The 12,522-nt window shown below is 34.0% G+C and carries 9 protein-coding genes; 4 read left to right on the forward strand and 5 right to left on the reverse strand.

Annotated features, from left to right (window positions below):
- The first annotated feature begins 3 nt into the window (after positions 1–3).
- The 3 genes from LB452_RS10185 (at position 4) to bshA (ending at position 4,589) form a co-directional block, all read left to right on the forward strand.
- The gene (locus tag LB452_RS10185) at positions 4–486 is read left to right on the forward strand and encodes an ABC transporter ATPase (RefSeq protein WP_224461639.1); all 483 of its coding nucleotides are present in this window, start codon (positions 4–6) and stop codon (positions 484–486) included.
- A gap of 42 nt (positions 487–528) precedes the next feature.
- Complete coding sequence (locus tag LB452_RS10190) at positions 529–3,405, forward strand: glycoside hydrolase family 3 N-terminal domain-containing protein (RefSeq protein WP_224461722.1); 2,877 nt, start codon at positions 529–531, stop codon at positions 3,403–3,405.
- A gap of 65 nt (positions 3,406–3,470) precedes the next feature.
- Positions 3,471–4,589, forward strand: a complete 1,119-nt coding sequence (bshA, locus tag LB452_RS10195; RefSeq protein ID WP_224461640.1) for an N-acetyl-alpha-D-glucosaminyl L-malate synthase BshA — start codon at positions 3,471–3,473, stop codon at positions 4,587–4,589.
- Between the two features lie 59 nt (positions 4,590–4,648).
- Here bshA and LB452_RS10200 read toward each other — a convergent pair whose 3' ends face one another.
- From LB452_RS10200 to LB452_RS10220, 5 genes are all read right to left on the reverse strand, one after another.
- Complete coding sequence (locus tag LB452_RS10200) at positions 4,649–5,560, reverse strand: mechanosensitive ion channel family protein (RefSeq protein WP_224461641.1); 912 nt, start codon at positions 5,558–5,560, stop codon at positions 4,649–4,651.
- Positions 5,561–5,568: 8 nt separating this feature from the next.
- A complete protein-coding gene (locus tag LB452_RS10205) occupies positions 5,569–6,057 on the reverse strand; it encodes a Dps family protein (protein ID WP_224461642.1) in 489 nt (162 codons plus the stop codon).
- Positions 6,058–6,097: 40 nt separating this feature from the next.
- Positions 6,098–6,577, reverse strand: a complete 480-nt coding sequence (locus LB452_RS10210) for a Dps family protein (protein ID WP_224461643.1) — start codon at positions 6,575–6,577, stop codon at positions 6,098–6,100.
- Between the two features lie 11 nt (positions 6,578–6,588).
- Entirely contained in the window at positions 6,589–6,888 is a 300-nt protein-coding gene (locus LB452_RS10215) for a phosphoribosylpyrophosphate synthetase (protein ID WP_224461644.1), read from the reverse strand.
- A gap of 299 nt (positions 6,889–7,187) precedes the next feature.
- Positions 7,188–9,737, reverse strand: a complete 2,550-nt coding sequence (locus LB452_RS10220; protein ID WP_224461645.1) for an ATP-dependent Clp protease ATP-binding subunit — start codon at positions 9,735–9,737, stop codon at positions 7,188–7,190.
- A 227-nt stretch (positions 9,738–9,964) separates the two neighbouring features.
- Here LB452_RS10220 and gyrA point away from each other — a divergent pair, with 227 nt between their 5' ends.
- On the forward strand, positions 9,965–12,490 hold the full coding sequence (gene gyrA / locus LB452_RS10225) for a DNA gyrase subunit A (RefSeq protein ID WP_224461646.1): 2,526 nt from the start codon (positions 9,965–9,967) through the stop codon (positions 12,488–12,490).
- Positions 12,491–12,522: the final 32 nt, after the last annotated feature.

Genomic DNA, 12,522 nt, shown 5'->3' on the forward strand with positions numbered 1-12,522 from the left:
TATATGGTAGTAGAATTTAATCAATTACCAGATTCTTCACGAGTCTGGGTTTTTCAATCCAATAGAGGATTTAGTGAAAGTGAGCTAGAGGAAATCAAGCCTATGATTGAGGCATTCTTGAAGAGTTGGACTGTTCATGGACAAGCTTTGAAAGCTGGTTTTGAAATAAGATATAATCGGTTTATTATACTGGGACTCGACGAGTCTCAAGCAAATGCGAGTGGATGTTCAATAGACGCATCAGTCCATTTTATTCAAAGTTTGGAAAAGGAATATAACGTGGATCTATTGGATAAAATGAATGTAAGTTTCAAAAATGGAGAATACGTCGCCTTTAAACCACTTCTGGATTTCAAAAAAATGGTAAAGCAAAAAGCTGTTTCTCCCCAAACAATTGTTTTCAATAATCTTGTGAATACAAAAGCTGAATATAAAGAATTTTGGGAAGTGCCAATGACGGAGAGCTGGCACAGCCGTTTACTATAATTTTATATGATTTCTAAAAACTATTTGAAAGTCGTCGTTATGATGACTTTTTTTTCATTCAATTGTGTTTTTTCACAAAGCAGTCTGTTTTCTGAAGATATCAACAAGCAGAGGAAATGGGTAGAATCTGTTTATTCGAGCTTGAGTTTGGAAGAAAAAATTGGTCAATTGTTTATGATCGATGTTTTTACAAACAAATCTGATAGTGAACTTGAATCCATAAAGCGCTTTATCAAATCAAACCATATTGGAGGTGTCATTTTTTCTAAAGGAACACCATATAGACAAGCGCAATTCACTAACGATATTCAAACCGAAAATAAAGTTCCATTACTTATAGGTATGGATGCAGAGTGGGGGCTATCCATGCGTTTGGATTCTACTTACGCTTTCCCCTGGAATATGACTTTGGGTGCAATCCAGGATACAAGTATCGTCCGAAAAGTAGGATATCAGATAGGTAGACACAATAAAAGGCTTGGAGTTCATATCAATTTTGCCCCGGTAGCAGATATAAACACCAATCCTGAAAATCCAATTATTGGCAACCGGTCTTTTGGTGAAAGCAAAGACATCGTTATTTCTCACTCCGTTGCTCTAATGAAAGGCATGCATGAAGCTGGCATCTTGACAAGTGCAAAACATTTCCCAGGACATGGCGACACTCAGCAAGACTCACATAAAACGCTACCAACAATTAATTTTTCTGCAGATCGCATTCGAAATGTAGAATTGGAACCTTTTAAAGCTTTAATCGATGAAGGCGTAAGTAGTGTCATGGTGGCACATCTCAATATCCCAAACTTGGATAGCCGTCCAAACTATCCATCTTCCTTATCTCCAAAAATTGTTTCTGAATTACTTGTTGATGAGCTTAACTTTAAAGGCTTAGTAATTACAGATGCTTTAAATATGAAAGGAGCGAGTGATAATAATTCTCCAGGTGAAGTTGATCTTAGAGCATTTAAAGCTGGGAGCGATATTCTTTTGATTTCAGAAAACGTTCCTAAAGCAATTCAGATCATAAAGAATGCAATTTCGAGCGGAGAGATTTCCGAGGATAGACTGGAAAAATCAGTGAAGAAAATATTATACGCTAAGTATAAAGTTGGTTTGAATGATTTTGAAGCAATCCAAACTTCAAATTTAACTGCAGAATTAAATTCCGAAGAAAACGATGCCTTGTATCAACATGCAATTGAAAATTCAAGTACCCTGATAAAAAATGACCTTGGGATCCTTCCAATAAATGACATTGAATATCAAAAAATAGGGTATTTGGAACTCGGTGATGATAGTGGTGATAAGTTCTATAAAACTATGAATATTTATGCCAATGTTGAAAAGATTGAGAATAAGGATTCAATACTTGATAATCCTGGAAAATTGGATTATGATCATGTCATAATTGGCTTTCATAAGTCAAACGCAAACCCTTGGACTGATTATAAATTTACTCCTTTCGAATTAAACTTAATTAACACAATTTCAAAGGAAAATAAAGTTACACTTGTCAATTTTTCGAGACCTTACAGTCTGCTTGATCTTCAGAGTTTTATAAATATAGATGCGATCTTGCAAATATATCAGAATAGTGATATAGCTCAATCCGTAGCTGCTCAGCAAATTTTTGGAGCTTCATCTATAAATGGTAAACTGCCAGTAAGCATTTCTTCAGCTTTTCCATTAGGAACTGGTTATAAATTGAAATCTAATGGTCGACTTGGTGTAGGCTACTCACAGAATTTGGGTTTTAACTCTCATTTTGAAGCTAAAATCGATTCACTCGCTAATTATGCATTAGAAGAAGAGATGACGCCTGGTATGCAAATATTGATTGCTAGAAAGGGAAAAATTATTTATGACAAAAATTTTGGATTTCACACCTACGATAAAAAAATAAATGTTGAGTCCAGTAATGTTTATGATTTAGCTTCTCTTACCAAAATTCTTACAACCTTACCTATTTTAATGACTCTTCAAGAGTCTGGCAAAATTAGTTTAGACTCAAAACTCCACGAACTCTTACCAGAACTTGCGAGCACAAATAAGGCTAATATTACCATCCTTGATATGCTATCGCATTATGCAAAATTAGAACCTTGGATTCCTTTTTATAAAAAGACTCTTGAAAATAAAAGCGACTATTACAAAACCGAACAGTCTAAAGAATTTAGTATAAAAGTCGCTAATAATATGTATCTAAGAACAGATTATAGAGATTCTATTTATGCTGAGATTGTTGAGAGCGAATTAAGAGATACGTTAGAATATAAATATTCAGATTTGCCTTATTACTTTTTGAAAAAATTTATTGAAAAAGAATCAAATTCTTCATTGAGCAGTTTAGCAGAAACTTTTTTTTACAAACCAATGGGGCTTCATCGCTTAAAATTCTTCCCACTACAGCATTTCAAAAAGGAAGAAATTGTACCAACCGAATTCGATACAGAATGGAGAAATGAACTTGTTCATGGAACTGTCCATGATCAAGGTGCTGCAATGCTCGGTGGAGTTGGTGGTCACGCAGGACTATTTGGAAACGCTCGTAATGTAGCTTCTTTCATGCAATTGTATTTAAATGGAGGTGATTTTGGCGGTAAAACTTATTTTAAACCAGCTACTATGACTAGATTTAATACTTGCTACTACTGCGAGCAAAATGTGAGGAGAGGAGTGGGTTTTGATAAACCGCAGCTTGAAGATATGGGACCAACTTGTGGATGTATTTCTATGTCGAGCTTTGGTCATTCTGGCTTTACAGGCACTTATGCCTGGGCAGACCCTGAAGAAGAAATTATCTACGTTTTCCTATCCAATAGAATTCATCCAGATGCTTCCAACGCAAAACTCATCAAAGAAGACATAAGAACCAAGATTCAAGGTTTTATTTATGAAAGTCTGCAATTGAAAAATTAATTTGAGATTAGTTTAAGACTTAGATACTTTTCAAACTTCTACTTTTGAAATATATAATTTAAAGTATGAAAATAGCCATAGTGTGTTATCCTACATTCGGGGGGAGTGGAGTAGTAGCTACAGAACTTGGAATTGCACTGTCAAAACGTGGGCATGAGATACATTTTGTGACTTACAAACAACCTGTAAGACTGGAATACTTGTCCAGTTCAATTCATTACCATGAAGTTCTGGTTCCTGAATATCCATTATTTCATTATCAACCTTATGAACTGGCGCTATCCAGTAAGTTGGTGAGAGTAGTACAAAAACATAAAATTGATATCTTACACGTTCATTATGCTATTCCTCATGCTTATGCTGGATTTATGGCTCAACAAATGCTATTGGAAGAAGGAATTAAGTTGCCAATGATGACAACATTACATGGTACCGATATCACTCTTGTCGGTAGCCATTCTTTCTACAAACCAGCAGTTAACTTTAGCATTAACAAGAGTGACATCGTCACATCGGTTTCTGAAAGCTTAAAAAACGACACACTCGATATTTTTGACATTAAAAAGAAAATTGAAGTTGTACCAAATTTTATAGATATTTCCAATCTCAGAGAATCTTTTGAAGATTGTAAACGTCATATGGTTGCTTTTGAAGACGAAAAAGTGATTACCCATGTCAGTAACCTCAGGGAGGTAAAACGCCTGAATGATGTTATTGAAATCTTTTATAAAATTCAATTAAAAATTAAGTCGAGATTGATCATCGTTGGTGATGGACCTGATAGAGAAAAAGCTTCCAATTTGGCCAAAGATTTAAAGATTAAGGATAGAGTTATTTTCTTAGGAAAAAGTAATGAAGTAGAGCGTATTCTTTGCTATTCGGATCTTTTTCTTTTGCCATCCGAAAAGGAAAGCTTCGGTCTTGCAGCCCTTGAGGCCATGGCTCATAGAGTTCCGATTATTTCTACTAATGTTGGAGGTTTACCGGAAGTTAACAAGCACGGCATTTCTGGTTATTTGAGTAATGTAGGTGATATTGATGATATGGCTCAAAATGGAATTAAAATCTTATCTAACGATAATGTTTTAAATAAGTTTAAATCTGGCGCTAGAGCTATTGCTGAACAATTTGATGTAGAAAGGGTAGTTTGTCAGTACGAAAAGTTATATCAGAAGATGATTTAATTCGCTAAGCAAATAATTATTAAAAAATACCTCGATAGCTTGGCTTCGAGGTATTTTTTTTACTCTTTAATATTCCTAATATCAATCTTTTCAGACCTAAATTTATTCTTTCCAAAATCCAAAGTTCTTATTGGGAATGGGATATTAATGTCATTTTCATTATAAGCTGCTTTAATTGCTAGTATTGCATTATGTTGGGCTTTATAAACATCGCCCTGATTGCCAACATCTGCCCAGAAACGCAATTGATAGTTTATCGAACTATCACCAAATTCTGTATAATAGAACTGAATGCTTTCCCCTGGTCTTTGGTCAAAAATCTCTTTGATAGCATTTACTGTTATTTCTTGAACTTTTGGCAAATCACTTTCATAACCAACTCCACAGGTCAAAATTATTCGACCTCGAGGTGTTCTACTAAAGTTTTTAAAGGGCGCATCAACAATTTTAGAATTAGGGATTATAACTAAATTGTAATCAACTGTCTGAATTACTACGCTTCTCAAATTGATATCCACTACAAAGCCTGCATAATCGTTCGTCTCAATCCAATCTCCTATCTGAAGCTTAGGAATAAAACTTATAATTACTCCGGCAAAAGTATTGTGCAAAGTACCCTGCAGAGCAAAACCAACAGCAAGACCAACAACACCAGCCGCACCTAAAATAGAGGTAAGTACAGTATTAAGATTTAAGATACCTAAGGATAAAAATAAACCAAGGCCTATAATAAATACTTTAAAAACCTTTACAGAAACCGTGCGAATAGAATCTTGGGCATTGCTTTTTCTGAAGATTTTATCGACTAATTTGCTAGAATATTTAGCGAAAATGACGAAAAGCACCAAAACAAGAACTGCAAGCAAAAAATTGGGTAGGTTCAAAATTAATGAATCTACCCAATTGATGACATTATTAGACAACTCTGACCAAGACTTTTCAGTCTTTTCGATTATTTCAGAATCTTGCATCTTTTAGTTTAAGAATGTTGTTTTTCCTCTTTTTTCATTATCCAAGCATCAAGCATCCAACTTGTTTTCTCTAGTTCTCTAATATAGGCTCCGACAAGATCAATAGTACCTTCATCATCATTTTTATCTGCTACATCTATAGTATTTCTCATTTGAGATATAATTTTGCTATGATCACTAAGCAAGGTGGCTACCATTTCAAAATCTTCTATATCTGAAGAAGCTTCAGATAAATTGGATTTATCAAGGTATTGAGTAAAATTACTTTCGGGTTGAAATCGTAAAGTTAAAATTCGTTCAGCAATTTCGTCAATTTTCACTTTAGCATCATTATACATATCCTCAAATTGTTCATGTAAGTCAAAGAAATTATGACCTGAAACGTTCCAATGAAAATTTCTTAACTTTTGATAATATAAATGATAATCTGCAAGTAAAATATTTAATTGTTTTACTGTTTCTTTAGTTTTTGATTTATCTAAATTTAGATAATTCATAAAATTAAATTTTTTAAAATTAAACTTTAGTTATTCTCTATTATTTATCTGATAGCTTGTTATTCCAAGCATCAAGCATCCAACTTGTTTTTTCTAACTCTCTAATGTAAGCACCAATTAAATCAATTGTTCCTTCATCTTCATTAGCATCTGCAACTTCTATAACTTTTCTCATTTGAGTAATAATCAAACCATGATCATGTAGAAGATCACTAACCATTTCAACATCTTCTTTATCTGAAGTTGATTCTTTCAAATTAGACAGCTTTAAATAAGTTGAAAGATTACTTTCTGGATAAGATCTTAAAGTTAAAATTCGCTCTGCTATTTCATCAACTTTAAGCTTTGCATCGTCATACATAACCTCAAATTGTTCGTGTAAATCGAAGAAGTTATGACCCACAATGTTCCAGTGAAAATTTCTCAACTTTTGGTAATACATATGATAATCTGATAAAAGAATATTTAATTCTTTGACAGTATCTTTTGTCTTGGTTTTATCTAGGTTTAAGTAATTCATATAATTATTATTTATTTAATTTTCAGTTTATTCATCATTTCTTCTGATACTTGGCCTCCGGATTTTCCGTAACCATCTACCAGCATTCCTTTATGTCCATCTGATGTTTTTATAGCATACAAAATGGAATTATCAGCTGGATTTGCCATACCCTCAAATCTAAAATATTCATCAACTTCAAACTCATCAATAGGGTATTTTTTACTTTTAGTCCGATTCTCAATTTTGTCATCAAGAAGATTAAGATCATCTGTATAACCTTTATCTCTCAATGCATTCATTGTTTCGGATAATGTATCTTTTTTCTTCATCTTTTACAGTTTATCATAAATGTAGAGGTAATCTCGGTCTAAGTCAAAAAATTGAATTGCTTTAATCAATATTTAACTATTAGTCTTTCTTATTGTTTTCTTTAGTATAATAGAATATGCCTAAAGGAAAACTTAGCAATAAGAATATAAACTGACGAGTTACAATACCATAGATGGTAATGAGTGCAGCAATAACATATATCCAAGTCGTTTTAGTGACTTTCATGTATTTTAATTGTAAGTGATTTTATATTTATAACAAAAAAAACTCCCCAAGAGGAGTTTTTTTGTTAAGCTAATTAAGATTCCTTATTAGCTGTTTTTTGAACCTCTATAACTAGCTCATCTTTTTCTTTATCGAAGTCCATATACAAAGTATCACCTTCTACAATAGATGAATTGATAATCTTTTCTGCTAAAGCGTCCTCAATATATTTTTGAATCGCTCTGTTAAGAGGTCTCGCACCATATTGTCTGTCAAAGCCCTTTTCAGCGATAAAGTCTTTTGCAGATTCGCTCAAAGAAAAACTATAACCCACATCATTTATTCTAGAAAAAAGTCTTTCTAGTTCAATATTGATAATTTTCTTGATATCATCTTTTTCTAAAGCATTGAAGATAACAACATCGTCAACCCTGTTTAAAAATTCTGGGGCAAAAGCTTTTTTTAGTGCACCTTCAATGACTTTTTTAGTATTGTCATCTTCTTGTTGCTTTTGAGATTTTGTTCCAAACCCAACACCAGTACCAAAGTCCTTAAGCTTTCTTGCACCAACATTAGAGGTCATGATAATAATAGTATTTCTAAAATCAACTTTACGTCCAAGACTATCTGTCAAGTGTCCATCATCTAAAACCTGAAGTAGCATATTAAACACATCGGGGTGTGCCTTTTCAACTTCGTCAAGTAAGATAACAGCATATGGCTTTCTTCTTACTTTTTCAGTCAATTGACCACCTTCTTCATATCCAACGTATCCTGGAGGTGCTCCAATCAATCTTGAGACGGCAAATTTTTCCATATATTCACTCATGTCAAGTCTAATCAAAGCATCATCATTATCGAATAACTCTCTAGCCAATACTTTAGCAAGTTGGGTTTTTCCAACACCTGTCTGACCTAAAAATATAAATGAACCAATGGGTCTATTTGGGTCTTTTAAACCAGCTCTATTTCTTTGAATCGCTTTTACGATTTTAGTTACTGCTTCACTTTGACCAATAACTTTATTTTTGATGGTTTTTGGTAATTCAGCAAGCTTATTACCTTCAGTTTTTGCTATACGCTTAACTGGAATCCCCGTCATCATTGAAACAACATCTGCGATATGATCTTCGGTTACTGTTTCTTTATTTTCTTTAGAATCTTTCTCCCATTCTTCTTGGGCTTGCTGCAAATCATTTTCAATTCTTTTCTCGTCATCTCTTAATTTAGCAGCTTCCTCATACTTCTGTTTTTTTACAACAGAATTCTTTTCATCACGAATATCTTCGAGCTTTTTCTCGAGTTCAAGAATACGTTTTGGAACATTGATATTTGTAATATGTACTCTACTTCCAGCTTCATCCAAAGCATCTATTGCTTTGTCTGGGAGGAATCTATCTGTCATGTACCTATTAGTTAAAGTGACACATGATTTTATGGCTTCTTCAGTATAAAGAACATTATGATGATCTTCATATTTGTCTTTTATGTTGTGAAGAATTTCAATGGTTTCATCAATAGAAGTAGGTTCTACAATAATTTTTTGAAATCTTCTTTCAAGAGCACCATCTTTTTCAATGTGCTGCCTGTATTCATCAAGTGTGGTTGCACCAATACATTGTATTTCACCTCTAGCTAATGCAGGTTTGAACATGTTGCTGGCGTCTAAGCTTCCTGTAGCGCCTCCAGCACCAACAATCGTATGAATTTCATCGATAAAAAGAATGATATCGTCATTTTTCTCCAACTCATTCATGACCGCTTTCATGCGTTCCTCAAACTGACCTCTGTATTTAGTCCCTGCAACAAGGCTCGCAAGGTCAAGCGTAACAAGTCTTTTGTCATAAAGTATTCTTGATACTTTCCGCTGTATAATTCTTAAGGCCAGACCCTCTGCAATTGCACTTTTACCTACGCCTGGTTCACCGATAAGTAAAGGATTATTTTTCTTCCTTCTACTTAAAATTTGAGATACTCTTTCAATTTCTTTTTCACGACCAACAACAGGATCAAGTTTTCCTTCCTGAGCCATTTCTGTAAGGTCTCTACCAAAATTATCTAAAACAGGTGTTTTAGATTTTTTAGTGGATTTTCCTTTGGAATTTCCTGAACCTCCAAGAGATTCTCTACCAGAATCACCTGAACTTGTGGCATCATCAGAAAAGGCATCTGTCGGTGTATCCATGTAATCTCCGTCCTGTGTAATCATAGCTTTAAATTCTTCTTTGACGTTATCATAATCAACCTTAAGCTTATTCAACAGCTTAGTGGTTGGATCATTTTCGTTTCTTAAAATACATAACAACAAATGAGCAGTATTTATTGAAGAACTTTGAAATAGTTTAGCTTCTAAAAAGGTAGTTTTTAGAGCTCTTTCAGCTTGTCGCGTTAAATGTAGATTTTTCTTTTCTTGAGATATATCTGTATTGGTGTGGTCTGAAGGATTTAAAATTTCAACTTTTCTTCTCAACAGCTCCAAGTCAATATTCATCGCATCAAGTATATTGATTGCTTTTCCGCTGCCATCACGAAGTAAACCAAGCATAAGATGCTCAGTTCCTATAAAATCGTGACCTAAACGTAAAGCTTCTTCTTTACTATATGCAATTACTTCTTTTACTTTCGGTGAGAAATTATCATCCATAGTCTTTAAATTTATTAGACATTACTCAAAAATAATACCTTATTACTGATATATGCTATTTCAATAGTGAAAATCTTATTAAATATGAATTCAAAAAAAGTTTGCATTTCAAGTTTAAGGGTCTTTAAGGATTTGATAGGTTTTGTATATTTGCTAATTAGCAACTTAATAGTTGTTGAATTACAATATTTATAAATATTTTAAAATATTAATTTAAATTGAATTAAATGGCGAACGGTGAACAGCTAATACCAATTAATATTGAAGATGAAATGAAAACAGCTTACATCGATTATTCGATGTCTGTTATTGTTTCTAGAGCGCTTCCGGATGTGAGAGACGGTCTTAAGCCAGTACATAGAAGAGTCCTTTTTGGGTTGCAGGAGCTTGGCATATTCTCCAATAAATCACATAAGAAATCAGCAAGAATAGTTGGTGAAGTTTTAGGTAAATACCACCCTCACGGTGATACTTCAGTTTACGATGCCATGGTAAGAATGGCTCAGGAATGGAGTATGCGGTATCAGCTTGTCGATGGTCAAGGTAACTTTGGGTCTGTTGATGGGGATAGCCCTGCTGCAATGAGGTATACAGAAGCCAGAATGCAGAAAATCAGCGAGGAAATGCTTGCTGATATTGATAAAGAAACTGTCGATTTTACATTAAATTTTGATGATACCCTGGAAGAACCAACTGTTCTTCCTACGAGAGTTCCAAATTTATTAGTCAATGGCGCAAGCGGTATTGCCGTTGGTATGGCTACCAATATGCCACCCCATAACCTTACAGAAGTTGTCGATGGTGTAAGAGCTTATATCGATAATAGAGATATTTCGATTGAAGAGTTGATGACCTACATCAAAGCCCCAGATTTTCCTACAGGAGGCATAATATATGGCTATGAAGGTGTGAAAGATGCCTTTATGACAGGACGTGGTCGAGTTGTCATGCGTGCTAAAGCCGAAATAGAAGAAGTCAAAGGCAAGGAATGTATCATAGTTACTGAAATTCCTTACCAAGTCAACAAAGCAGATATGATTAAGAAAACTGCTGATTTGGTTAATGATAAAAAAATTGAAGGTATTTCATTGATCAGAGATGAATCTGACAGAAATGGAATGCGTATCGTCTATATTTTAAAGAAAGACGCGTTACCAAACGTTGTTTTAAATACCCTATATAAACATACAGCACTTCAGTCTACTTTCAGTGTAAATAATATCGCACTAGTGAAAGGAAGACCTCAAATGCTTAATCTAAAAGACATCATTTACAATTTTGTTGAGCATAGGCATGAAGTTGTTATACGAAGGACTAAATATTTACTTCGTAAGGCTGAAGAGAGAGCTCATATTCTTGAAGGTTTAATCATTGCATCAGACAATATTGATGAAGTGATTGCTTTGATAAGAGGTTCTCAAAATGCCGAAGAAGCTCGAGGTAAGTTGATACAACGTTTTGAGCTTTCCGAAACACAGGCTAAGGCAATTGTTGAAATGCGTTTAAGACAACTTACAGGTCTTGAACAGGATAAGTTGAGATCTGAATATAATGACTTAATGGTCACTATTGAAGATCTTAAAGATATTCTCGACAACGAGCCTCGTAGGATGGAAATTATTAAAGATGAACTTACAGAAATAAAAGATAAGTACGGTGATGAGCGTCGTTCAGAAATAAACATGATTGGTGGTGACTTCAGTATGGAAGACATGATACCAAATGAAAGTGTTGTTCTAACTATTTCTCATGCTGGCTATATTAAAAGGACCCCCCTCAAAGAATATAAAACTCAAAATAGAGGCGGAGTTGGTCAAAAAGCTTCTACAACAAGAGACGAAGATTTCTTAGAATATATCTTTTCAGGAACCAACCATCAATACATTCTATTCTTCACTCAAAAGGGAAAATGTTTCTGGATGAGAGTTTTTGAAATTCCTGAAGGAAGTAAAACAAGTAAAGGTAGAGCTATTCAAAACCTGATGAATTTGGATCCAGACGATAGAATCAATGCCTTTATTCTAGTCGAAAATCTTTCTGATGAGGAATACATCAATAATCACTATGTATTGATGGTAACCAAAAAAGGTCAAGTTAAGAAAACTGTTCTTGAACAGTATTCTAGACCTCGCGTTAACGGTATTAATGCTATTTCTATAAAAGAAGGTGATGAATTACTATCGGCTGTCTTAACAGATGGTGAAAACCAAGTGATGTTAGGATTAAGAAGCGGTAAAGCCTTAAGATTTGAAGAAAAACACATCCGACCAATGGGTCGAGGAGCTGCTGGAGTCAAGGGTGTAACTTTAGCTTCAGATAAAGACGAGGTTATCGGCATGATTTGTGTAAAACATCCGCAAGATGAAACAGTTTTAGTTGTTTCAGAAAAAGGTTATGGAAAAAGGACTTTCATTGATGACCAAGATGGTGAGCCAGTTTACAGAATAACCAATAGAGGAGGAAAAGGTGTAAAAACCATTTCTATTTCAGAAAAAACAGGTGAGTTAGTTGCTATGAAAACCGTAAAAGATGATGATGATTTGATGATTATCAAGAAATCTGGTGTAGCAATTAGAATGTCTGTGTCTGATATTAGAACAATGGGTAGATCTACGCAAGGGGTCAGATTGATATCTTTAAAAGGTGATGATGAAATTGCTGCCGTAGCCAAAATTTTGAATGAAGATGAAGATGATGCCATTGAAGATAACGCTGAAACAAATGAATCTGACGATCAAACAACAACTGAATAATATTAACTTTAAATAAATAAATAAATAAATAA

Source organism: Psychroflexus longus, from assembly GCF_020164595.1.
GTDB lineage: Bacteria > Bacteroidota > Bacteroidia > Flavobacteriales > Flavobacteriaceae > Psychroflexus > Psychroflexus longus.